We start from the raw sequence: 24,221 nt of genomic DNA, 5'->3' as shown, positions 1-24,221 counted from the left end.
ATAAATCAATCTGTTGTGCATGTTTTACAGTTGTGTCCGTAGATCTTGTGCGCTGATTGTATGAAAGTTACTGGCTCAACACGTTGGGAAGTATTGTTTTAATACCTTCCTCGTAAATTGCAACACCGGCACCCCCCAAAATCTCGTTCAATTCCCGCCAGGAAGTAATTGCTCGATGATGGCTGGCACACGCTTGTGTTTGCACCTCATGGCTTGGGAAACCAGGTCTACATCCACTCGAACGACTAGGCAGAGACGTATGATAAAGATCCGTCGAGGGTTGGATTTGCCAATTACAGGCAATCCCAATCAATCTATCGAAGATGGCCCACAGATTCGTCAAGTAGCTTTAATCGGGTTTGATTACCACGGTATGAAGCCAACGATGGCGGTTCAGGTAGGCGATAAAGTCAAACTGGGTCAGGAAGTTTTTTCTGATAAGAAAATCCCTGGCGTTATTTATACTGCGCCAGCGGCAGGTACTGTTGTTGCTATCAATCGCGGTGATCAGCGTGTCTTTCACTCGTTGGTAATTGATGTTGAAGGTGATGAGGCCGTTGAATTCTCCAAATATCCAGTGGGCGAATTGTCTGGTCTGAGCCGCGAGCAGGTACAGGATAATTTAGTAAAGTCTGGTTTGTGGACTGCTTTCCGTACCCGTCCTTACAGTAAAGCTCCTGCGTTGGACTCAAAGCCTAGTTCAATATTTGTTCAGGCTATTGATACCAATCCTCTAGCAGCTGATCCCGCTGTTATTATCACCGCCAAAAAAGAAGCTTTTGCGAATGGTTTGACTCTGCTTGCCCGTTTGACAGAAGGCAAAGTATTTGTATGCCAAGCAGAAGGCGTTGAATTACCGAAAGGCCAAGGTTCAAACATCAGTGTCGAAACTTTTGGTGGTGTTCATCCCGCAGGCAACCCAGGTACGCACATTCATTTTCTTGACCCAGTAAATGCACACAAGTTCGTGTGGACCATCGGTTATCAAGATGTAATTGCAATGGGTGAATTGTTCACTACCGGCAGATTGAACGTTGAGCGCGTCGTTTCACTAGCGGGGCCACAGGTAGAACGTCCTCGTCTTGTGCGTACCCGTATTGGCGCCAACTTGAATGAGCTGACTGCTGACCAAACCAAATCTGGTGAAAACCGCGTTATATCGGGTTCTGTATTTGGTGGTCGTCGATCTCACGGCAATCTGAATTTTCTTGGTCGTTTCCATACCCAGGTTAGTGTTTTGTTAGAAGGGCGCGAGCGCGAAATGCTCCATTATCTTCGCGTTGGTGTTAATAAGTTCTCGGTATTGGGAATTTATATTTCCAAGTTGTTCGGATCTAAAAAGTTTGCTTTCACCACCTCAACTAATGGTTCCGAGCGTGCCATGGTACCGGTAGGTTCATACGAGAAGGTAATGCCGCTGGATATTCTGCCGACGCAATTGCTGCGTTCATTGATTGTTGGCGATACCGAAATGGCACAAAAACTGGGTTGTTTGGAATTGGACGAAGAAGATTTGGCGCTGTGTACTTTTGTGTGCCCCGGCAAATATGAATACGGCCCGATCCTGCGTAACAACCTGACTCGCATTGAAAATGAGGGCTAATAAATGAGTCTGAGAAAATTACTCGACAACATGGAGCCGCATTTCCATAAAGGCGGTAAATATGAAAAGTGGTACGCCTTATATGAAGCGGCAGATACTATTTTTTACAAACCTTCCGATGTAACCAAGTCAACGTCTCACGTGCGTGATGGTGTAGACCTGAAGCGCATCATGATTACGGTGTGGTTGTGCGCATTCCCGGCAATGTTCTTTGGTATGTACAACGTTGGTCTGCAAGCAAATACCATTCTTGCGGCCACGGGTGCTACAGGTATCGATAACTGGCATGGAGTGTTGGTGAGTTGGTTTGCTGGCCACAACCCAGATAGTATTTGGGATAATATCGTTTTAGGTGCAGCGTATTTTCTTCCTATCTATGCAACCGTGTTTATCGTGGGCGGTATATGGGAAGTGTTGTTTGCAATGGTTCGCGGTCACGAAGTGAATGAAGGTTTCTTTGTTACCTCTATCCTTTTTGCCCTGACCTGTCCTCCTGATTTGCCATTGTGGCAGGCTGCTTTGGGCATCAGTTTTGGTGTTGTGATCGGAAAAGAAGTTTTTGGTGGTACTGGTAAAAACTTCCTCAACCCTGCATTGACTGGCCGTGCATTCCTCTTCTTTGCTTATCCTGCTGAAATGTCCGGCGATGCAGTGTGGACGGCAGTGGATGGTTACACTGGTGCAACCTCGCTTTCTATCGCTGCACAAAGCGGTATGGATGCATTGGTGAATCAAGTGAGCTGGTTACATGCATTTATTGGCCTTGAGCATGGGTCAATTGGTGAAACTTCAGCATTAGCAATTATGATTGGCGGTTTGGTGTTGTTGATCATGGGCATTGCGTCGATTCGTATTGTATTGGGGACGTTGATCGGTACTGTATTGACTGTATTGCTTTACAACTGGTTGGGTGCTGATAGCAAAAACACGATGTTCCAAATGCCATTCTGGTGGCACTTGGTTTTAGGTGGATATGCATTTGGCTTATTCTTTATGGCAACCGATCCTGTATCAGCATCGATGACCAATGCGGGCAAGTGGATTTTTGGTGCACTAATTGGATTTATGGTGATCACTATTCGCGTAGTAAACCCTGCTTATCCCGAAGGTATGATGCTGGCAATTTTGTTTGCCAACATGTTTGCGCCGACTATTGACTACTTCGTCGTTCAATCCAACATTAAACGGAGACTGGCTCGTGTCTAATCAAACCGCAAAATACACCATCACCGTCACATTCATTATGTGTTTGGTGGCGTCTGTTCTGGTTGCTGGTTCTGCCGTTATGTTGCGACCACACCAAGAAGCAAATAAGGCCCTCGACTTTCAGAAAAATGTTTTGAAAGTTGCTGGTATGTATCAGGAAGGTGTCCCAGTAAGCGATCAGTTTGCAAAAATTCAGGTGAAAATCGTGGATTTGCAAAGTGGTAAATTTATTGAAGCCGATGCTGCAGATATCGCTAAGTTCGATCAAATCGCTTCAGCTAAGAAGCCTGGGCAATATGATCGTATCAATCCTGAGGATGATATTGCTAAGTTAATTAACCGTGAAAAACGAGCAAAAGTGTTTTTGGTTAATGACGATGCAGGCAATTTAAGTCGAGTTATTCTTCCCGTACGTGGTAAAGGCCTCTGGTCAACTATGGCTGGTTTTATCGCTTTGGATAAGGATTTGAATACTATTCTCGGTTTTGGATTTTATTCTCATGCTGAGACACCTGGTCTTGGTGGAGAAGTGGATAATCCAAAATGGAAATCTATTTGGCTGGAGAAGAAAGTATATTCTGATGCTGGAGACGTTAAAGTTAGCGTGATAAAAGGCCACGTTGATGAGTCAACCCCAGAGGGTGAATATAAAGTTGATGGTTTGGCGGGAGCCACCTTGACCAGTACTGGCGTCAACAATTTAGTTAAATACTGGATGGGCAACAACGGCTTCAAACCTTTCCTCACTAATCTGAAAAATGGAGAGGCATAATTATGAGTAGCAAGACGAAAGATCTCCTTGTAAAGCCAATTGTTGAAAACAATCCGGTTATTCTCCAAATTCTGGGCATTTGCTCGGCACTGGCGGTAACTTCCAGTGTAAAAGTTAGCTTGGTTATGGCAATTGGCCTGACCTTGGTTTCGGCGTTCTCTAACTTTTTTGTGTCACTTGTGCGTAATTATTTACCCAGCAGTGTGCGTATTATTGCGCAGATGATCATTATTTCTGCGCTGGTAATTGTAGTGGACCAAGTACTGAAAGCGGTTGCTTATGACATTAGCAAGCAGCTTTCTGTATTCGTAGGCCTGATTATTACCAACTGTATTGTTATGGGACGTACTGAAGCATTTGCATTGAAAAATCCACCTGTTCCCAGCTTTCTTGATGGTATTGGTCATGGGTTAGGTTATTCGGCGCTTTTGATTGTAATTGCAACTATCCGTGAGATTTTTGGTGCGGGCAAATGGTTTGGTATTCAAATCATGCCAGTGGTTACCGATGGTGGTTGGTATGTTCCTAATGGGTTGCTGTTACTTCCACCGAGTGCGTTCTTTATTATCGGCATGATTATTTGGGGCGTTCGTACTTGGAAGAAAAATCAAGTGGAAAAAGTATCTTTCAAAATTGCGCCTAACTCTGTGAAAACTCAGGAGATCGCATAATGGAACATTTATTAAGTTTATTTGTGCGCTCAGTTTTTATTGAAAATATGGCGCTCGCGTTTTTCTTGGGCATGTGTTCCTTCCTCGCAATGTCCAAAAAAATCAATGCCGCTATTGGTCTTGGTATTGCAGTAATCGTAGTGCAAACCGTAACCGTGCCTGCTAACAATCTTATTTTGACTTATTTGTTGAAGGAAGATGCGCTGGCTTGGGCTGGTGTTACCGGTGTTGATTTGACCTTTCTGAGCTTTATCTCGTTTATTGGTGTAATCGCGGCAATTGTGCAAATCATGGAGATGGTCATGGATAGATTCATGCCCGCGTTATACAACGCGTTGGGCGTGTTTTTGCCATTGATTACTGTGAACTGCGTAATTATGGGCGGCTCTCTTTTCATGGTTGAGCGTGATTACCACTTTGCTGAAAGTGTAATTTATGGCTTGGGGTCAGGTACTGGATGGGCAATCGCGATTGTGTTGCTCGCAGGTATTCTCGAAAAAATGAAATATTCCGACGTACCCGAAGGCTTGCGTGGCTTGGGTATTACCTTTATCACCGTGGGATTGATGTCATTAGGCTTTATGTCTTTTGGCGGCATTTCCCTCTAAGCGAGACGAGGAATAAAATTCAATGAATATCGAGATCGTATTAGGCGTTGTCATGTTCACCGCAATCGTCATCGCGTTAGTGGTGGTGATTTTGATTGCCAAGGCTCAATTAGTGAATAGTGGTGATGTGCAAATTCTCATCAATGATGAGAAAACCATCACCGTGCCAGCAGGCGGTAAATTGCTGCAAACATTGGCTGCCAATAATGTTTTTCTTGCATCAGCCTGTGGTGGTGGTGGTAGTTGTGCGCAATGTAAATGTGTGGTGAATGAAGGTGGCGGCTCTATTCTGCCAACCGAAGAACCACACTTTAATCGTCGCGAGCAAAATGAAGGCTGGCGTTTGAGCTGTCAGGTTCCGGTAAAACAAAATATGAAAATTCATGTGCCGGAAGAAGTGTTTGGCGTTAAACAGTGGGTTACAACCGTTGAGTCAAATCCCAACGTAGCGACCTTTATTAAAGAGCTCACTCTGCGTTTGCCTGAAGGTGAGAGTGTTGACTTCCGTGCGGGCGGTTATGTGCAGTTGGAGTGTCCTCCACATCATGTGAAGTTCTCTGACTTTGATATTGAGCCTGAGTATCGCGGCGACTGGGAACGCTTTGGCTTCTTTAATTTAGAATCAAAAGTAACTGAGCCAGTTATTCGCGCTTATTCCATGGCTAACTATCCTGAAGAGAAAGGTGTAGTTAAGTTCAATATTCGTATTGCAACACCTCCACCAAAATCCCAAGGTATTCCGCCAGGTCAGATGTCATCTTATGTGTTCAGCTTGAAACCGGGCGATAAAATTACCGTATACGGTCCATTTGGTGAATTTTTTGCCAAAAAGACAAATGCCGAGATGGTATTTATCGGTGGTGGTGCGGGTATGGCACCAATGCGTTCACACATTTTCGATCAGCTACGTCGCTTGAAGACTGATCGTAAAATGTCTTTCTGGTACGGTGCGCGCTCCCTGCGTGAGCTGTTCTACAAAGAAGATTACGATATGCTACAAGCCGAAAACCCTAATTTCAAATGGCATGTGGCTCTCTCAGATCCACAACCTGAAGATAATTGGACGGGTTTAACTGGGTTTATTCATAATGTTCTCTATGAGAACTATTTGAAAGATCACCCGGCACCGGAAGATTGCGAGTTTTACATGTGTGGCCCACCAATGATGAATGCTGCCGTGATTAAAATGTTAAAAAGTCTTGGAGTTGAAGACGATAATATTTTACTCGACGACTTCGGTGGTTAATGAATAAGGAAAACGAGGCTGGGAAACCCGCCTCGTTTTTTGCTTTAAGACAATTAATTTTTAATGGCTACTATCTCTTGGAGTGAATCATGGCAGTCCTTCTGGTTACTCTTGTAATAATGTTATTTGTCGCACTTGCACTATCGATTAGTGTGCTAGCTGGCAGAAAGCCGGTTTCTGGTTCATGTGGTGGAGTGGGTAAAGCACTGGGCGACCCTAATTATGTATGTGAATTATGTGGAGGCGATGAAGCCAAATGCGCAGAACAAAAGGTCGCACCATTGCCCTCAAAAGATGACGCAAACAATCTTTCATATGATGCAAGTAGATCATCAAAAGAATAATTTAATAGAAATAATTGTTGCTAGACTCTACATGTGTTCGGTTAGCTAGTGTAAGGGGAATAAATTGAGTGGTCGCAAAAAATCGGCAGATCATAGCTACGACCTTTTGGTTATTGGCTCGGGGCCTTCAGGTGAAAGTGCTGCTATCTCTGCTTCGAAAATTGGGAAGCGTGTGGCAGTGATAGAAAATAGGGCACTGGTGGGAGGGAGTTGTGCGCATAAAGGAACAATCCCTTCCAAATCATTGCGTCATGTTGTTAAGCAAATCATTCAATTTAAAAGCAATAGTTTATTCCGCGAAATTGGCGATAGTCGTCGTTTGACATTTCCTCGTGTTTTGCAATCGGCTGCTAAAGTTATTCCGAAACAAGTGGAAATGCATACCAATTTCTACGTTCGTAATAGGGTTAATGTGCACATTGGACAGGCTTCGTTTATAGATGCAAATACCGTGAGTCTTTCATTGCTGGATGGTGGAATTGAAACTATCCATGCAGGCAAAATTGTAATTGCGACTGGCTCAAGACCCTATAGACCCGTTGATGTTGATTTCAATCATCCCCGGATTTATGACAGTGATACTATTTTGGGAATGGAACATACACCACGCCACATCATCGTATATGGCGCAGGTGTTATCGGCTGTGAGTATGCATCTATTTTTTCCGGGCTGGGCATGCGTGTTGATTTGATCAATAACCGTGAGCGTTTGCTTTCATTTTTGGATGATGAAATCTCAGATGCTTTGAGTTATCACCTTCGGGATAGCGGCGTGACGGTCCGCCATGGCGAAGAGTTTGAAGCTATTGAAGCAAGCGATTGCAGCGTAACTTTATTCTTGAAGTCTGGTAAGCGATTAAAAGCGGATGCAATTCTTTGGTGTAATGGCCGTAGCGGTAACACAGATGGATTAAATTTAGATGCGGTTGGCTTAAAGGCTGATCATCGCGGTAATTTAAAGGTAGATGATTCATATTGCACAGAGGTGGAAAATATCTATGCAGTAGGTGATGTCATAGGTTGGCCAAGTTTGGCGAGTGCTTCCTATGGACAAGGGCGCGCTGTAACAGGTGGTATTTTTGGTGATCAATGCCAATTAGTGCACGATGTTCCAACAGGAATTTATACCTTGCCGGAGATTAGCTCAGTCGGTAAAACGGAAGCTGAATTGACTCAAGCAAAAGTGCCTTATGAAGTGGGGCGCGCCTTGTTTAAAAATACTGCAAGAGGACAGATTAGTGGTGAAGATGTCGGCATGTTAAAGATATTATTTCATGTCGATACGCTAGAAATTCTTGGGGTTCATTGTTTTGGTGCTGAAGCTGCTGAAATTGTCCACATTGGTCAGGCGATTATGAAGCAGGCAGGTGAGGGTAATAACATCCACTATTTCCTTAATAATATTTTTAATTACCCTACCATGGCTGAAGCGTATCGTATTGCTGCACTGGATGGTATTAACCGTATTAGTCGCCGTTGATGTTGGTGCATATGCAACAAAAGGGCGTAATAAAGTGCGCCCTTAATACTTTATTTTCCTAAATTATTTTCGGCTGATTTAGAATCTTTGGCTGGTTCTTCATTTGGTTGAAAATTTCTGACGCTGTGTATGACCACGTCGCTATCAAAATACACAGTAAAGTTTTTATATTTCCAGCGGGAAATAGGTGGTGTTCCTTTAGCTGGAATATCCTCCTCAGGCTTGCCGAATAAATCCCTGACTTTCTCCTTGCTCATACCTTTAGTTGGCATATCGACGCTGGCCATATCTTGCGCTTGCTGGCCAACAGGAATACGAAGCTCATCTGAATATGCAAAAGACGGTGTACAGGCAAAACCAATGACCAGTAATGCTTGCGTTATCTGACAAACAATTTTTTTGATCATAAGCGTCACTGGGGGTTATTGTAAGGAGTACTGGCTTTTGCGGCGTTCTGCCATTTGCGCACGCATAATCTGTTGTCCGATAAGCTGTTGTTGAGCTTCAGTTGCGCGGTGAAATTTTGCTGCAATTTGGTATTCCCCTGTATTACTTGGTTCGCAGCGAATAATCTTGGCAAATAACACAAGTCCTGCATTACTAGGCAAAAAAATAAGTCTAAGTGCAATATGCGAATTTGCCTCTAATGGTCGTGAGCTTCCAAAGGCGATACCTCCCTCGCTTAGGTTTACTTGTTTAATGGTTTTTGATGGGGGGAGCGGCTTTGTGTCTGCCATGAGTTGCTGGCTGACAATATCAATCTTGCGGTTAAGATTGTGCAGGTATTCGCCTAATGCCCGGCTGGTTTCCTTGATTTGATGGAAAAGATGGGCATTGTCATTATCTATTTTTCGCAGCTCAGCAAAGAGTTTGAGTGAGGCAGTATTGGGGAATTGCAACTCGGGGGCTGCTGTGTTTGCGGTAATTTCTTCCACTTCTTTGAATTCAATGGCGATACTTTCATCGATCCGAAAGTAGCTGCGGCGTTCACTCATGACCAGATTCTTCCAAAGTATTCCAAAACGGTTTACTAAACATAGCACATGCTGGAAATAAGTGGCGCTGCTTATCTGTTATTGGGATGGATTTACTTAAGTAGAATTGGGTTTTACTTGAGCAATCGCGGTCAATTGGGTTTAATGCGCCATGCTTAAAAATATTCCTCTCTACATCGGCCTACGCTATACCCGCGCCAAGCGCCGTAACCAGTTTATCTCTTTTATCAGCGCCTTTTCCCTGATTGGTATGGCTCTTGGCGTTATGGCTTTAATCGTTGTACTTTCAGTTATGAATGGTTTTGACCGTGAGATGAAAGAGAGAATTCTCAGTATTATTCCTCATGGCTTTGTCGACCAGCTGCCGGCTGTTAATGATTGGCAATCTTTATCAGAAAAGATTGAGAGGCACCCAAAAGTAATCGCATCTGCACCTTATATATCCAGTAGCGCAATGGTGACGTATGCAGGTGGTGTTGAGGTTATAGAGCTTCAGGGTATCCTACCCGAAGCGGAAGCAAAGGTATCAGTTGTTGACCAACGCATGATTGTAGGTGATGTAGCTCAGTTGCAGCCGGGTGATTATGGAATTGTAATGGGGCGTTTATTGGCCAGTCGTTTAATGTTGGCACCTGGCGATAAGATCCGAATCACCTCTCCCGAGATTAATATTACCCCTATGGGAGCTTTTACTCGCTCACGCAGTTTTACCTTGGTAGGGGTGTTTGAAGTAGGGGCTCAAGTTGATAGTACGCTCGCATTGATTCATCTACATGATGCACAAAAGTTTTTGCGCCGCACGGGAGCACAAGGATTACACGTCAAAACAGAGGATATGTTCGCGGCAGCACAGGTGATGCGTGAATTGCGCGATCAATTAGGCGATGGATATCGTGTGAAAGATTGGAGCCAAACTCAGGGGAGTTTATTTCAGGCAGTGAAAATGGAAAAAATAGTAGTGGGTTCGCTACTGATGATCATTATTGCTGTTGCTGCTTTTAATATTGTTTCAAGTTTGGTGTTGATGGTAGCCGATAAGCGCTCCGATATTGCTGTACTGCGTACTATGGGCGTAAGCGCGCGACAAATTATGGCAATTTTTATTGTGCAGGGTAGTGCTATTGGTTTTTTTGGTACATTTATCGGAATAGTTATTGGATGTATTGTTGCATTAACACTCACTTCAATCATGAGTGGCATTGAAGCATTACTGGGGCTGCATGTACTGGATCCAGATGTGTATTTTATTAGCCAATTGCCGTCGGTTTTATTGTGGCAAGATGTTGTGTTTATTGGATTTGTTGCACTCCTATTAAGTTTTATTGCAACGCTTTATCCCGCGTATCGTGCGGCCCGGATTGAGCCGGCAGAAGCTTTGCGATATGAATAAAAAGATCTTTTTGCATTAACACCTTAGGCTAGGTTTATGAGTAATGTTTCTCCTGTTTTGATTTGTCACAATGTCAGCAAATCGTATCACCAAGGTACATTGGCTGTTGATGTGCTTCGCGGTGTCGATTTTCACATCAATGCTCGAGAGAGGGTGGCAATTGTTGGTGCTTCTGGTTCAGGTAAATCTACGCTGTTGAATATCTTGGGTGGATTGGATATCCCTGACAGTGGTGAGGTCATTGTAGCTGGTGAATGTTTATCAGAGTTGAGTGCCGATGAGCGCGGTCGTTTGCGGAATCGCAGTTTGGGTTTTGTTTATCAATTTCACCATTTATTACCTGAGTTTACTGCTCTGGAAAATGTGGCAATGCCGTTGCTGATTGGCAAAGAATCTATCGCTACTGCAAAACAAAAAGCACGTGCTTTACTAGAGCGGGTCGGTTTGGGTAAGCGAGTCGAACATAAGCCATCTGAATTATCCGGCGGTGAGCGTCAACGGGTAGCTATAGCTAGAGCATTGGTTACAAATCCAGCATGTGTGTTGATGGATGAGCCTACGGGTAATCTGGATACGCATGCAGCGGATTCAATCCAGGAGTTAATGCTGGAATTAAATCAATCAATCGGTACCAGTTTTGTTGTGGTGACTCATGACCCAAGGCTTGCTGCGCGCATGGATCGTACCTTGACCCTCTCCGATGGTGCGTTAGTGAATGTTTAGCCACTATGCTTTTCTGGTTGGTACCCGTTACGGTATTTCACGACGTCACAGTCATTTAGTGTCGTTTATTTCGCGCCTCTCCACGGCAGGATTGATTATTGGTGTCGCCTTGTTAATTTTGGTGATGTCGATCATGAACGGTTTTGATAAGGAGTTGCGTGAAAACATTTTAGGGGTAATGCCACAAGCGACGATTTATCACCAGCGATCAATTGCTGACCCTGCTTCTTTGGTTGCTGAGCTAAAACGGCATCCACATGTTGTAGCAGCATCCCCATTTGTTCAGCTACAAGGTCTGCTGAGTCATCAAAAACGGGTATCACCTGTAAATATATTCGGTATTGATGGCACGCAAGAATACACAACATCCAAGTTGCCAGAATTTTTACCTGCCGGTACTTTGGAGGGGTTGGCAAAAAGCCATTCTGCAATTGTGATTGGTCGTGGTATTGCTGAAAAGTTACAAGTCACCCAAGGCGACAGTATGAGTTTGATAATCCCCATTGAGGGCAACTCATCACCGCGCATAAAAGTGGTGGAAATTACTGCAATTCTGGATACTCATACCGATATTGATAATGTGTTGGCGTTAATGGATATCAATACAGCTGCTGATGTGTCAGGTTACCCAGGACATGTAACGGGTATTCGTTTAAAAGTGGATGATTTATTTGCCGCCCCCGCGGTTGTGCGCGACATTATGGCGACTCTACCGCCGGAGTATTTGGGATCCAGTTGGATGCGAACACACGGTCCTATTTACCATTCTATCCAGATGTCAAAAAACATGGTCGGCATGTTGCTGTTTTTGATTATCGCAATTGCAGCGTTTAATTTGGTTTCGACATTAATAATGGTGGTTGTGGACAAGCAGGGTGATATTGCCATATTGCGTACAATGGGGGCATCTACGGCAGATATTATGGCTATTTTTATGGTGCAGGGCGGTTTGATTGGTCTTATTGGCACATCGATTGGATTATTACTGGGAATAACTCTCTCTCATATTGTTACACCATTGGTGCAGTGGATTGAGAAAATATTGGGTGTTCAGTTCCTGCATTCCGATGTTTACCCGATTACCTATCTGCCCTCTGAGGTTGTCATGGCAGATGTCGCTAAAGTGGTAGTGACGGCGTTGTTAATCAGTTTTTTCGTGAGTCTTTATCCTGCGTGGCGCGCCAGCAAAATCCAACCTGCGGATGCGCTACGTTATGAATAGCGGCATAAAAAAGTGTTTATTACCCATAAAAAAACCTGCCATGAGCAGGTTTTTTTATGGAAATATGAATACTCATTCTATGAATTGGATTTTTCTGCGCGCGTTTTTTGGCGTTTTTTCCAATTGTGATTGACATGCCAGCGCCAATAAAGCTGCATGCCAAAGTAGCCCAATCCACCGAAAAGTAAGCCTGTCAGTACTGAACCTGCAAGCAAAGGTTTCCATAAGTGGCCGAATTCATTAGAGAGCCAATCCCAGCTTAACTCTGGTGTTGTAAGAGCAATCGGATCTGTTTGTAAAATAAGTCTTCCGGTCTGATATGTGATGAAAAAGAAAAAGGGCATAGTGAATGGATTGGTAATCCAGGTCAGGGCAACAGTCAGTGGCAAATTACAGCGGAACATCAATGCAGCGGCTGCGGCGACAGGCATTTGACCCGGAATAGGAAGCAAGGCAACAAACAGCCCCCAAAACATAGCTACTGAAACAGAGTGGCGATTTAAGTGAAAAATATTGGGGTCATGCAACAAATCGCCCAGAAAATGGAGCGCGGGGTTGCTTTTTATTGCAGCAGGGGTAGGGATGAATCGTTTGAGTAAATTGCGCGCCATGCTTTAAACCAGAGTACTACCAAAAATGATCCGGCATTATGCCTTTAATTTCACCTCAAGACTATTAGAGCCTCAGTCCTGGCCGCTTGTGCGGGTGGACACTATGCCATAAGCTGCACGACAGTCTGATGACAGGTGTTTTTTGCTTAACCGTTTGACAGTCAACTATCAGGTAAAAGGATTCTTACCGTGCCGCTCCATCTTTTATTGTTCTCCTTCTCGGTTGTCGCCTGCAGTATTTTGCCCGGCCTTCCGCCTCTATGGTGTTTGTACATCCTTTTTCCATCGATGTATTTGTTGCGTTGGCGATACGGAAGCTATTGTTTTGCGCTCTTGTTGGGGTGTGCTTGGGGGATTTATAGCGGCCATAAAATATTAGCAATATCGCTTACAGACAAATGGGTTGGGCAGGATCTATTGGTACTGGGCTCTATTCAGGGGTTACCTGAGCAAGATGATCGTCGCGTGCGTTTTAATTTTCGTGTCACTGCAGCATCAACCGCATCAGGAGCCTCGATACCCCTCACCAGCTTCCCTTCAAAGTTGCAACTAAGCTGGTACCAGTATCGACGTGATCAAAAACCTATATCTATCCCGGAAATATCAATAGGCGACCAATGGCAGTTACGTGTGCGCCTCAAGCGCCCGCGAGGATTTGTTAACCCTGGCGGATTTGATTATCAAGCATGGTTATTACGGCAGGGAATAGGGGCGACCGGGTATGTAGTGGAACATGAGCAAAATCACCACCAACTTCAGATTGACTCGCCGTTCTTATGGAGTGACTGGATCGATAAACAGCGATATCAATTACAGCAATGGATTTTGGATCATAGTGATAGCAGTGAGCGCGGCATATTAGTCGCATTACTCATTGGTGATTCTGCGCTGGTTGAAAAGGATCAGTGGCTGCGCATGCAACAAACAGGTACCAGTCATCTAATTGCAATTTCAGGATTGCATGTTGGTTTTTTGGCGATTTTTGGATTTTACATCGGCCTATGGTTGGGAAAATGTATTCAATTGTTGTGGCACCCTTGTCCAGCACTAATGATTGCCTGGTTGTGCGCTATTGTTTGCGCCGGGTTTTATTCGGCTTTGGCAGGTTTCAATATCCCAACGATCCGTACACTTATTATGCTATGGCTTTTTTACAGTGCTTGTTTGTGGCGGCGGAGTGTTCGAATAATAGATATTTTTTGTTTCGCATTGGTAATTGTTGTCGTACTGGATCCTCTTGCCGCATTTGACATGGGTTTTTGGCTATCGTTTGGAGCAGTTGCGTTGTTGTTGTTTTATTTTTCTGGTCGTCGCATCGCTAAAGCCGATACGACCCAGTGGCATGGTTACTCCGTTGCCCATCTAGTAGTTGGCTTTATTCGTTCCCAATGGGTGATGTTTATTGGTTTAATCATCCCTTTAAGTCTTTTAGTCAGTAGTGTTTCTCTTGTTGCCCCCCTTGCAAATGCTATTGCCATCCCACTGATTACATTTTTTGTTGTTCCTTTATTGTTAATTGGGGCTGCGTTAAATGAGTCAGTTTTGTGGCTTAGTCACTTTTTGCTTGATAGCAGTGGTGCGGCATTAGAGTTGCTAAGTATCGTATTACAAAAAATGCTTGATATTACGGGTAAATATGCCAGTCCTGTTGTTGCTTTTTCTCCTGCACTGTCGTTATTGATTGGATTGGGCTGTCTTGTGCTTCTGATGCCCAAAGGAATTTTTCCTCGCAGAATCGGTTGGATCGCTTTAGTTGTCAGTGCAATTTTTTCATTTGTGCTTGAACAACCAAATAGCCCCGATTTAAAAGTCAGTATTATGGATGTAGGACAAGGAGCGGCAGTGGTTGTGCAAGTGAACCATAAGACGTTGTTGTACGATACTGGCCCTAAATTTACCGATAGTTTCGATGCTGGCAGCGCTATTCTTGCCCCTTATTTATATTCGCAAGGTATAACGCATGTGGATGTGTTGGTCGTCAGTCATAATGATCTGGATCATGCAGGTGGTATGAGTGGGTTATTGGAAAAAGTCTCCACAGAAAAAATATTGCTGAGTGAATTAGTAGGTGTCGATACCAACAAATATAACCCGTCTTCGGTCAGTAATTGTCATCAGGAACAGGCTTGGACATGGGATGGTATCAGGTTTGAGTTTTTACCCGTGTTTATATCAAGTCATACCAGTGATAATAATAAATCCTGCGTTTTGTTAATTAGCTATCGGGATCAGTATGTGTTGTTACCTGGCGACATAGAAACTCGCGTAGAGAATCAGTTACTTGACGAACAAAAAATTCCACAAAATCTAACATTATTGTTGGCAGCACATCATGGTAGTCGCTCTTCATCTGGGATCAGGTTTGCTAACTTTACCAAACCTGCATATGTTGTTTATTCGGCGGGATATCGCAGTCAACATGGGCATCCTCATCCGATCATACAAGAGCGTTTTCACCTGCAGCAGAGCAGGGCGTTCAATACGGCAGAATCAGGCGCACTGATATTTGAGTGGTATAAAAATAATAAAACACCTGTTATTGAGGAGTATCGAAAAATACAGCGCCGTTATTGGTTTTAACGGCAACTTTTTCACACAATAAAGGACAAAGAAGCTTCCCCCATGTCAATCGGAGTTGCTTGTGGTATGTTACGCCGCATTTACAATGACCTATCGTAAATTATGGGATTAGCCCAAAAAATAAGAGGAAGTTGCCTGTGATCGATATTTTTTTAGCTGGCGGTATATTGATGTGGCCAATTTTGGTCTGCTCGTTGATTGTTATCGCCATCAGTGCTGAACGTTATTGGACGCTAAACCCCGGTAAAATTGCTCCCAAAACCTTATTGGCACAAGTCTGGACCTGGATTAAAAATAATCAACTGGATGCAACCAAGTTGCGTGAGCTGAAACAATCTTCACCGCTTGGGCAAATCCTTGCTGCGGGTTTAAGTAATTCCAAGCACGGACGTGAAGTCATGAAAGATTCCGTACAGGAGGCTGCCAATCAAGTCATCCACGAGCTGGAGCGTTACGTCAATATTCTGGGGACTATTGCCAATATCGCCCCTCTATTAGGTTTACTGGGAACTGTGTTTGGTATGATTGAAGTGTTCAACTCTATCATGATCCAAGGTACTGGTAATACCGGTGTATTGGCGGGCGGTATTTCGGTAGCACTCTATACCACTGCAGCAGGCTTGATTGTGGCTATTCCGGCGATGATTGCTCATCGATTTTTCCAGCGTCGGATTGATTCTATTGTGGTCACAATGGAAGAAGAAGCCATCAAGTTAGTTGATGCATTACACAGCGACCGTCGTGTTGATGTGAAAGTTGTTTAAGGCGGGAGTGCTGCATAGTGAAATTCCATCGCCAGAAAGTTGAAGATCAAGGGATCAACCTGACTCCGCTCATCGATGTGGTATTTTTATTGCTGATTTTCTTTATGGTCTCCACCACATTCACCAAAGAAACGCATTTAAGTATCGATTTACCAGAGGCAGTTGGTGAGCAAAGTAGTGAGTTACCTGAACAAATCGAAATTTTGATCAGTGCAGAGGGTAGTTACTCGATCAATGGCAAGGCTTTGGTGAATTCGAAAGCGGCAACCTTAAAATCTGCATTGGAAAAAACCTCGGAAGGTAATAACAAAATTCCTCTAGTGATTACTGCCGATGCCAAAACCCCCCATCAGGCAGTAGTGCAAGCCATGGATGCTGCGGGTCAATTGGGTTTTACGCACCTAAGTATAACCACTCGCCAACCCGAGCCTGAAAAATAATAGTAACTCGGTTACAATTCTCGCTGGTTAATAATGGACTTTTATGGATGTAATACATCTGCAAAAGTCCTTTTGTTTTTATAGGCCGTCCAAATTGAGATCTCAATCCTCCTCCATACAGCAGAACGATCCGCAGCGTACTTGGCTTGATGCCTGGTATGGCTCTTCTCGCTGGACATTGTGGCTGTTGCCATTGAATTGGCTATTTGTTCTCTTGGCTGGTTTGCGGCGTTTTATGGTGCTTCGTTATCAGCAAAAAACCTTGCCGACTCCCGTCATTGTTGTCGGTAATATATCGGTAGGCGGAACAGGTAAAACGCCACTGATTATTGCGCTTGTACGTTGGCTGAAACAACAAGGTTATACCCCCGGCGTAATAAGCCGTGGTTATGGCGGTCATGCTCCCGTGTATCCATATTTGTTGGACGCAAGTAGCTTGGCCAGTGAGGCGGGCGATGAGCCTTTGGCTATTTTTCAACAAACCAATGTTCCTATTGTGGTTGGTGCAGACCGTATTGCCAGCGGTAAATTATTGGAAGATCAAGGCTGTAATGTTTTATTAAGTGATGATGGTTTACAACATTATCGTTTGGGGCGTGATATCGAGATTGCCGTAGTCGATGGCTTGCGTGGGCTTGGTAATGGATGGCGATTACCGGTTGGTCCGCTTAGGGAATCTGCGGCAAGATTAAAAACAGTTGATTGGGTGGTGGTGAACTCCCCACCTGATAATTTTGAATTAAAAAATTTGGATTCAGCTCCTTTTTTTTATGTGCCGATGCATATCCGTCCTGCAGAATTGATTGAACTAAAAACCGGTAAAGTAATAGCGCCTGCTACCTTGCCTAGAGAAGTTAATGCGGTAGCAGGTATTGGTAATCCGCAGCGTTTTTGCAATACGCTGCAGTCTATGGGGTTTCATCCTGCGCTGCATTCTTTTCCTGACCATTACTCATTCGCGCCCAATGATTTGGTGTTTGCCGATCAATTGCCCGTTATTATGACGGAGAAAGATGCAGTTAAATGTCGTGATTTCGCTCAGGAGAATTGGTTTTACTTATCCATTTGTGCAGAGTTGCCTGAATCTTTTTGGAATGCATTTTCACAAAAACTGGAGCGGGTTGTTGAGCAGAAAAAATCCCGTTCCCTATTAAAATAAATTTCCGATTAGCGTGGATATAAATTATGGGCTTTTATGTTGTGATTCCTGCACGTTATGCATCTACACGGTTGCCTGCCAAGCCACTTAAGGACATTGCTGGAAAGCCGATGATCCAACATGTGTATGAGCGCGCATGCCAAAGTGATGCAACTAAAGTGATTATTGCAACCGATGATCTGCGCATTGAAGCTGTAGCTAAACGTTTTGGTGCTCAGATCTGCATGACGTCGGCTACCCACAATTCAGGTACAGATCGTTTGCAAGAAGTTGCAGCACAATTAGGACTTGGTGCTGATGACATTGTTGTTAATGTGCAAGGTGATGAACCATTGATACCCCCTGCGGTAATTAATCAAGTAGCAAAAAATTTGGCAGAAAATCGATATGCAAGTGTTGCAACCTTGAGCGAGCCTATTTATACCCTCGATGATTTTCGTAATCCCAATATTGTAAAAGCTGTAGCTGATCAACAGGGTAGGGCACTGTACTTTAGTCGCGCTCCAATCCCGTGGCCTAGGGATCATTTTGCACAATCGCAGGTTAATACATTGCCTGATAAATTCTCCGCACAGCGACATATAGGCATTTATGCGTATCGTGTTGCTTTACTGAATCGTTTTATAACTTGGCCTCAGGCTGCATTGGAGCAAATAGAATCACTTGAACAGCTGCGGGTATTGGCGAATGGTGAAGCTATCCACATAGCGGAAGCATGTGCCCAAGTGCCGGGGGGGGTTGATACAGAAGCTGATTTATTGCGTGTTAAAGCATTATTAGAACGCTGAGAGTGATTAGAATGGTTAAAGTGTTATTTGTTTGTTTAGGAAATATTTGTCGCTCTCCAACAGCTGACGGGATTTTTCGTGAATTGGTAAAGCGTGAAAAATTGGATCAGCAATTACTGATAGATTCAGCTGGTACAGGTGATTGGCACGTTGGCAAAGCGCCTGATGCGCGCACTATTGCTGCTGCAAAACAGCGTGACTATGATTTGTCATATTTACGTGCTCGTCAGGTTTCAATTAAAGATTTTGATGAGTTTGATTATATCCTCGCGATGGATGAGGCTAATTTGCGCGATTTGCAAGCGTTAAAGCCTGCGCATTATTCAGGGCACTTGGGTTTATTCTTGGATTTTGGTTCCAGTAAACAATATCGAGAAGTCCCTGACCCATATTATGGCGGTAATGATGGATTTGAGCTGGTACTTGATTTGGTAGAAGAGGCTGCTCATGGTTTATTGATGCACATCCGCAGCAAGCTTCACTTATCATAAGCGTTACTTATGAGAATGTTTAAATCCAACAGGTAAAGCATCGTGCCACTATTTTTGCCGCATTTTAATTTGCAGAAATTTAATACACTTGCAGTGCCTGCAATTGCTGCTTATTTCGTCAGTGTAAAAAACACAGAGGAATTGCGAGAGGCTTTGGCATTTGCCCGTACGGAAAATTTATCTCTTTTATTGTTGGGAGGCGGTAGCAATATTGTTTTGAAGGATGACTTTCCTGGCTTGGTAATTCACATAAAATCCCAAGGTAAGGAAATTATTCATGAGGATGATGATTATGCTTGGCTAAAGGTTGCTGCGGGAGAAAACTGGCATCAATTGGTGGAATACACACTAGCGAATGCGCTATATGGGTTGGAAAATTTATCACTCATTCCTGGTAGCGTAGGTGCAGCCCCGATTCAAAATATCGGTGCTTATGGTGTAGAGATTAAAGAATTGCTTACAGAGCTCACCGCACTAGATATTCGCTCTGGATTAAGTGTCACCTTTACTAATCAAAGTTGCCAATTTGGTTATCGAGATAGCATTTTCAAGCATGCACTGAAAGACTGTTATGTGATTACTTCTGTGACATTCAAACTGCATAAACGACCACAAATGCATCTGGAATATCCTGCTTTAAGGGCTGCTTTGGCGTCTCTCACGCAAACAGAAATTACACCTCAATTGGTGAGTGCGGCAGTGATTGCGATACGCACTAATAAATTGCCCGACCCTGTCGATATCCCCAATGTAGGCAGTTTTTTTAAGAATCCGGTTATTCCCAAAATAAAATATGAGGAATTAAAGCTCCGCTACCCTGAAATTGTTGCTTATGATGTTGAGGAGGGGCAAGTTAAATTGGCGGCGGGCTGGCTAATTGATCGTGCTGGATGGCGGGGTAAAGAGGCTTCAGGCGCTGCTGTTCACAGAGACCAGGCGTTGGTGCTCATCAATCCACACAAAGCAACCGGTCAGGCGGTGTTAGGATTGGCCGAATTAATTAGGCAGTCAATTTTTGATCAGTTTGGGCTATGGTTGGAAATAGAGCCCCGCGTTTATCCCTAAAGTTTTAATCAAGTGATATGAAAATCAGATCAGGCTAAAAATCAACCAAAACAGTATGCTATCCGATTATTGGCATTTAAGAACGCCTAAGCGGGTCATTAAAGAGTGGTAGTTTGGCAGGAGTCTCACTACAATCGTTAAAAATGTGCCAGTTATTAATGGGCAGTTATAACAACAATGTAATGTATCCGGTTTCGGATTGGGGGCTAGTTTGACAAAGATTCTCGTAGTCGATGATCACGATCTAGTTCGCATGGGGATAGTGCGTATGTTAGCCGATATAGACGGCTATCAAGTGGTTGGGGACGCCAAGAGTGGCGAAGAAGCAGTTACTAAGGCGCGAATTTTGAAGCCTGATGTTGTGCTTATGGACGTAAAGATGCCCGGTATGGGAGGTCTTGAAGCTACCAAAAAATTACTGACGGTCAATCCGGTCATCAAAATTATTGCTGTCACCGCCTGCGATGATGATTTATATCCGACACGATTGATGCAGGCAGGAGCCGTGGGTTATGTGACTAAAGGTGCAGAGTTTACTGAGATTACTGATGCGATTGATAAAGTAATTCGCGGTGACTTATACATGAGTAATAGCATTGCACAGCAGCTTGCATTGAAGACGTTTGCCGGAGGTGCGACTCAGGAATCTCCGTTTGAAAAGCTTTCTCAGCGCGAGCTTCAAACAGCAATGCTGATCGCTAATGGCCAAAAAGTGAATGACATTGCAAATACTTTTTGCGTTAGCCCTAAAACAGTTAACTCCTACCGCTACCGAATTTTTGAAAAGCTTGCGATTAACAGTGACGTAGAGTTGACTCTTTTGGCTGTCAAACACAACCTTCTTGATCCTGAGGCAGTTGTATAGCGACTGCTTCTTTTCTAATTTCATTGACGCATTTTTAATGACGCAAGACAGTGCTGCTTTTGATCATTCCCTGTTTTTATCCAACACCACTCAACAGCCTGGTATTTATCAGATGTTTGGTGTTGATGGGGGGGTTCTTTACGTTGGCAAAGCCAAAAATCTTAAGGCACGATTGTCAAGTTACTTCCGTAAAACGGGACTAACTCCCAAGACACAGGCTCTCGTTGCTCGCATCACCCGTATTGAAGTAACAGTAACAGCGAACGAAACAGAAGCGCTGATTCTTGAACAAAATTTGATTAAATCCAATCGTCCACCCTACAATATTTTATTGCGTGACGATAAGTCCTATCCTTACATTTTCATATCCAGTGGCGAGGACTATCCGCGCATTAGTTTCCATCGTGGGGCAAAGAAAAAAAAGGGAGATTATTTCGGGCCATTCCCTAATGTGGGCGCAGTAAAAGAAAGCTTACATTTTTTGCAAAAAACATTTCGTGTGCGTCAGTGCGAAGACAGTGTTTTTAGAAATCGTACGCGTCCGTGCCTGCAATACCAAATCAAACGCTGCACTGCCCCTTGTGTGAATTTCATTTCTGCATCTGACTATAAAACAGATGTTTATCACACAGGGTTATTCCTCACCGGTAACGCTGATAAATTATTGGATGAACTTGCCGATAAAATGGATGCAGCATCACAACAGTTAGCATTTGAAAAAGCAGCTGCATATCGTGATCAAATTACTGCTTTGCGCACTGTTCAATCGCAACAAATTATTGAAGAAGGTAATGGTGATATTGATGTGATTGCTGCTGAAATGCGTGTGTCTGCCATCTGCGTTCATATTCTCTTCATTCGTCAAGGGCGAATTTTAGGAAGTCGCAGCTTCTATCCGCATGCAACATTAGCAGAAACACCCGCACAGATTCTTGCTGAGTTCATTCCTCAGTTTTACTTGGCGAATACTGCGCGCGATATCCCGCGCGAATTAATTGTAAGTGAGTTGCTTGAGGATGCTGAGTTGCTTAGTGCCGCCTTGCAGCAAGCGGCAGGGCGGCAGGTTGCTATCAATCATCAAGTGCGAAGTCATCGTGCGCAATGGTTACAAATGGCAGCTACTGCAGCAAAACAAAATATAATTGCGCACATCAATAGTAAAAAGAACTCACTTGATCGTTTCATTGCGCTGCAAGAAGCTTTGGGTTTGGAAGATACACCACAGCGTTTGGAGTGTTTTGATATCAGTCACAGTAGCGGCGAGCTGACTGTGGCAAGTTGTGTAGTATTCGATACTAACGGGCCGCTGAAATCAGATTATCGTCGTTTTAATATTGAAGGCATTACTCCAGGCGATGACTATGCCGCAATGGAGCAGGCACTCACCCGGCGCTATACTCGTCTGCAAAATGGTGAAGGTAAATTACCTGATATTTTACTGATCGATGGTGGAAAAGGGCAGTTAGGCAAAGCAATAGAGGTTCTTGCTGAGCTAGGTGTGCAAGATGTTCTCTTGATTGGTGTTGCTAAAGGTTCCACTCGTAAAGCAGGTTTTGAAACACTGTTTGATGGGGAGACGGGAGCGGAAATTGTATTGCCGGGCGACTCTCCTGCATTGCATTTAATCCAGCATATCCGCGATGAATCTCATCGCTTTGCCATTACTGGTCACAAGCAGCGGCGGGATAAAAAGCGCAAAACATCTTCTTTGGAGGATATTCCCGGTATAGGCGCCAATCGTCGTCGTGAATTGCTCCGTCATTTTGGTGGTTTAACTGAAGTGCAAAACGCCAGCATAAACGAGCTGGGTAAGGTTAACGGGATCAGCCAGAAATTAGCCGAAGAAATATACGCTTTTTTTCATAATGATTAGCCAGAGGGCTTCGCTGGCATACTGAAAAGATGTTAAAGGCGCTTTGCTGGTGTATTATCGCGCCCGATTGATGATTGTTTGAAACGCCGGAACCTGCCTATGAATCTTGCCAACCAACTGACTTTATTGCGGATATTTTTGATACCGCTATTCGTAGTGGTCTTTTATTTGCCCTTTGGTTGGTCTTATTTTGTTTCTTCTTTGATCTTCAGTGTCGCAGCTATCACCGATTGGGCTGATGGATATGTGGCACGTAAATATAATCAAAGTACACCATTTGGCGCATTTCTTGACCCTGTGGCCGATAAGCTAATGGTGGCTATTGCATTATTGTTATTGGTCACACTCCACCATGATTCAGTTTGGTTTGTGGTTGCCGCTGCAGTTATTGTAGGGCGTGAGATTGTGATATCGGCATTGCGCGAATGGATGGCGGAGCTCGGACAACGCGCCAGCGTAGCTGTTTCAAATATCGGCAAAATCAAAACCACTCTGCAAATGACGGCAATTATTGTGCTACTAATGAATATTCCTTTATTGCTACCGTTGGGCTTTATTGCCTTGGCTGGTGCAGCGGTTTTGACATTGTGGTCAATGATCATTTATCTGCGCGCAGCTTGGCCTTATTTACTGCCGGACTCTGTAGATAAATAACGTCTTTTTGATCGGCCTGTGCAGCAATTGAACAGTAATCTAGTTGTCATCAAAAAACCTCTATATAAGCCTCAGAAAAGACTAGGATTTTTAAAATGAGTCCGCTAGAACTGCGGCCTCTGTGCGACACGTTTTACGTGTCTCCGGTGTGTGGTAGCTAGCCACCAAAAACAAATAGCATATTAGTTTTATCATTATTAACCCCTGCGGGATGTATCCCGTATGGGCTACCTCTCCCGCATACAAGTGAGAGAGGTATATCGGAATAAGCTCGCTGTCTCTTGACGGTCCTTGCTTACTTCAACATCGGAGGCATGTAAATGTGCTCCGTTTCGTATTGCTTGGCTCCATATCTTTGTTTGGAGTATCAAGTCTAACGTGTGTCCGTTAGTTCGCTAGATCGACATGCTTTGAGGGCCAACCTTGAGGTGTGAAGCTCGATTAACAATGTCTCTGCTGGCCTCTTTTGCTGTTTAAGAAAAGCGGTGGCTCCTGATTTTGGTGACAAGATCGGTTTGAATCTGAATTGCACGGATTTGAAGAGGCTAGTGACAATACCTGCATGGCTAACTTATGTGAATCATCGTTATAACCCTCGTAAATACGGACGGGCCTACGGCAATTATTGGCCCCAGCCAAAACGGCATCGTAGTTGGTCTACACAATAAGGG

General features: G+C 43.9%; 24 protein-coding genes. 21 read left to right on the top strand and 3 right to left on the bottom strand.

Translation table 11 applies throughout. From position 1 onward, the window contains the following. The first annotated feature begins 259 nt into the window (after positions 1-259). From B2739_RS16365 to sthA, 8 genes are all read left to right on the top strand, one after another. Positions 260-1,603, top strand: coding sequence for a Na(+)-translocating NADH-quinone reductase subunit A (locus B2739_RS16365; protein WP_331346918.1), 1,344 nt, complete (start codon positions 260-262; stop codon positions 1,601-1,603). A gap of 3 nt (positions 1,604-1,606) precedes the next feature. Then, the gene (locus tag B2739_RS16360) at positions 1,607-2,809 is read left to right on the top strand and encodes an NADH:ubiquinone reductase (Na(+)-transporting) subunit B (RefSeq protein WP_331346917.1); all 1,203 of its coding nucleotides are present in this window, start codon (positions 1,607-1,609) and stop codon (positions 2,807-2,809) included. Continuing rightward, complete coding sequence (locus B2739_RS16355; protein WP_331346916.1) at positions 2,802-3,581, top strand: Na(+)-translocating NADH-quinone reductase subunit C; 780 nt, start codon at positions 2,802-2,804, stop codon at positions 3,579-3,581. The genes B2739_RS16360 and B2739_RS16355 overlap by 8 nt, the downstream gene beginning before the upstream one ends. 2 nt (positions 3,582-3,583) lie before the next feature. Continuing rightward, on the top strand, positions 3,584-4,252 hold the full coding sequence (locus tag B2739_RS16350) for an NADH:ubiquinone reductase (Na(+)-transporting) subunit D (protein ID WP_049629841.1): 669 nt from the start codon (positions 3,584-3,586) through the stop codon (positions 4,250-4,252). After that, positions 4,252-4,860, top strand: coding sequence for an NADH:ubiquinone reductase (Na(+)-transporting) subunit E (nqrE, locus tag B2739_RS16345; protein ID WP_049629840.1), 609 nt, complete (start codon positions 4,252-4,254; stop codon positions 4,858-4,860). The genes B2739_RS16350 and nqrE overlap by 1 nt, the downstream gene beginning before the upstream one ends. A 22-nt stretch (positions 4,861-4,882) precedes the next feature. Beyond that, positions 4,883-6,106 carry an NADH:ubiquinone reductase (Na(+)-transporting) subunit F gene (gene nqrF, locus B2739_RS16340; protein ID WP_331346915.1) on the top strand — a complete coding sequence of 408 codons (1,224 nt, stop codon included), beginning with the start codon at positions 4,883-4,885 and terminating at the stop codon, positions 6,104-6,106. An 89-nt stretch (positions 6,107-6,195) separates the two neighbouring features. Then, positions 6,196-6,450, top strand: coding sequence for a (Na+)-NQR maturation NqrM (gene nqrM, locus B2739_RS16335; protein WP_331346914.1), 255 nt, complete (start codon positions 6,196-6,198; stop codon positions 6,448-6,450). 64 nt (positions 6,451-6,514) lie between these two features. Then, complete coding sequence (gene sthA, locus B2739_RS16330; RefSeq protein WP_331346913.1) at positions 6,515-7,930, top strand: Si-specific NAD(P)(+) transhydrogenase; 1,416 nt, start codon at positions 6,515-6,517, stop codon at positions 7,928-7,930. A 50-nt stretch (positions 7,931-7,980) separates the two neighbouring features. Here the strand turns inward: sthA and B2739_RS16325 are convergent, their stop codons facing one another. Beyond that, a complete protein-coding gene (locus tag B2739_RS16325; RefSeq protein ID WP_331346912.1) occupies positions 7,981-8,337 on the bottom strand; it encodes a hypothetical protein in 357 nt (118 codons plus the stop codon). Positions 8,338-8,352: 15 nt separating this feature from the next. Continuing rightward, complete coding sequence (locus B2739_RS16320; RefSeq protein ID WP_331346911.1) at positions 8,353-8,925, bottom strand: PilZ domain-containing protein; 573 nt, start codon at positions 8,923-8,925, stop codon at positions 8,353-8,355. A gap of 151 nt (positions 8,926-9,076) precedes the next feature. On the opposite strand from B2739_RS16320, the gene B2739_RS16315 reads away from it, so the two are divergent. Genes B2739_RS16315 through B2739_RS16305 form a run of 3 tightly spaced genes read left to right on the top strand, consistent with a single transcriptional unit; the run spans position 9,077 to position 12,260 of the window. Continuing rightward, positions 9,077-10,315: a lipoprotein-releasing ABC transporter permease subunit gene (locus tag B2739_RS16315; protein ID WP_331346910.1), complete on the top strand. Its 1,239-nt coding sequence runs from the start codon at positions 9,077-9,079 to the stop codon at positions 10,313-10,315. Positions 10,316-10,351: 36 nt separating this feature from the next. Next, positions 10,352-11,038 carry a lipoprotein-releasing ABC transporter ATP-binding protein LolD gene (gene lolD / locus B2739_RS16310; protein ID WP_331346909.1) on the top strand — a complete coding sequence of 229 codons (687 nt, stop codon included), beginning with the start codon at positions 10,352-10,354 and terminating at the stop codon, positions 11,036-11,038. Beyond that, on the top strand, positions 11,031-12,260 hold the full coding sequence (locus B2739_RS16305; protein ID WP_331346908.1) for a lipoprotein-releasing ABC transporter permease subunit: 1,230 nt from the start codon (positions 11,031-11,033) through the stop codon (positions 12,258-12,260). The genes lolD and B2739_RS16305 overlap by 8 nt, the downstream gene beginning before the upstream one ends. Before the next feature lie 77 nt (positions 12,261-12,337). Here B2739_RS16305 and B2739_RS16300 read toward each other — a convergent pair whose 3' ends face one another. Further along, on the bottom strand, positions 12,338-12,871 hold the full coding sequence (locus tag B2739_RS16300) for a DUF2062 domain-containing protein (protein ID WP_331346907.1): 534 nt from the start codon (positions 12,869-12,871) through the stop codon (positions 12,338-12,340). 189 nt (positions 12,872-13,060) lie between these two features. On the opposite strand from B2739_RS16300, the gene B2739_RS16295 reads away from it, so the two are divergent. From B2739_RS16295 to pgsA, 10 genes are all read left to right on the top strand, one after another. Further along, positions 13,061-15,451, top strand: coding sequence for a DNA internalization-related competence protein ComEC/Rec2 (locus B2739_RS16295; RefSeq protein WP_331346906.1), 2,391 nt, complete (start codon positions 13,061-13,063; stop codon positions 15,449-15,451). 170 nt (positions 15,452-15,621) lie between these two features. Beyond that, positions 15,622-16,215 carry a MotA/TolQ/ExbB proton channel family protein gene (locus tag B2739_RS16290; protein ID WP_369799055.1) on the top strand — a complete coding sequence of 198 codons (594 nt, stop codon included), beginning with the start codon at positions 15,622-15,624 and terminating at the stop codon, positions 16,213-16,215. Positions 16,216-16,232: 17 nt separating this feature from the next. Then, positions 16,233-16,655 carry a biopolymer transporter ExbD gene (locus B2739_RS16285; protein WP_331346905.1) on the top strand — a complete coding sequence of 141 codons (423 nt, stop codon included), beginning with the start codon at positions 16,233-16,235 and terminating at the stop codon, positions 16,653-16,655. 94 nt (positions 16,656-16,749) lie between these two features. Then, positions 16,750-17,814 carry a tetraacyldisaccharide 4'-kinase gene (gene lpxK, locus B2739_RS16280; RefSeq protein WP_331346904.1) on the top strand — a complete coding sequence of 355 codons (1,065 nt, stop codon included), beginning with the start codon at positions 16,750-16,752 and terminating at the stop codon, positions 17,812-17,814. A gap of 26 nt (positions 17,815-17,840) precedes the next feature. Continuing rightward, complete coding sequence (gene kdsB, locus B2739_RS16275; RefSeq protein WP_331346903.1) at positions 17,841-18,602, top strand: 3-deoxy-manno-octulosonate cytidylyltransferase; 762 nt, start codon at positions 17,841-17,843, stop codon at positions 18,600-18,602. 11 nt (positions 18,603-18,613) lie between these two features. Beyond that, positions 18,614-19,093 (top strand): low molecular weight protein-tyrosine-phosphatase, encoded by a 480-nt coding sequence (locus B2739_RS16270; RefSeq protein ID WP_331346902.1) that lies wholly within the window; start codon positions 18,614-18,616, stop codon positions 19,091-19,093. A 42-nt stretch (positions 19,094-19,135) separates the two neighbouring features. Then, positions 19,136-20,158: a UDP-N-acetylmuramate dehydrogenase gene (murB, locus tag B2739_RS16265; protein ID WP_331346901.1), complete on the top strand. Its 1,023-nt coding sequence runs from the start codon at positions 19,136-19,138 to the stop codon at positions 20,156-20,158. A 211-nt stretch (positions 20,159-20,369) separates the two neighbouring features. Beyond that, entirely contained in the window at positions 20,370-21,023 is a 654-nt protein-coding gene (locus tag B2739_RS16260) for a response regulator (protein WP_331346900.1), read from the top strand. Positions 21,024-21,060: 37 nt separating this feature from the next. After that, on the top strand, positions 21,061-22,896 hold the full coding sequence (gene uvrC / locus B2739_RS16255; protein WP_331346899.1) for an excinuclease ABC subunit UvrC: 1,836 nt from the start codon (positions 21,061-21,063) through the stop codon (positions 22,894-22,896). A 99-nt stretch (positions 22,897-22,995) separates the two neighbouring features. After that, positions 22,996-23,550, top strand: coding sequence for a CDP-diacylglycerol--glycerol-3-phosphate 3-phosphatidyltransferase (gene pgsA / locus B2739_RS16250; RefSeq protein ID WP_331346898.1), 555 nt, complete (start codon positions 22,996-22,998; stop codon positions 23,548-23,550). Positions 23,551-24,221 lie beyond the last annotated feature (671 nt).

This window comes from Cellvibrio sp. UBA7661, from assembly GCA_002483365.1.
Lineage (GTDB): Bacteria > Pseudomonadota > Gammaproteobacteria > Pseudomonadales > Cellvibrionaceae > Cellvibrio.
The sequence above is the reverse complement of the archived record's forward strand: the minus strand, read 5'-3'. Positions and strand labels throughout refer to the sequence as shown.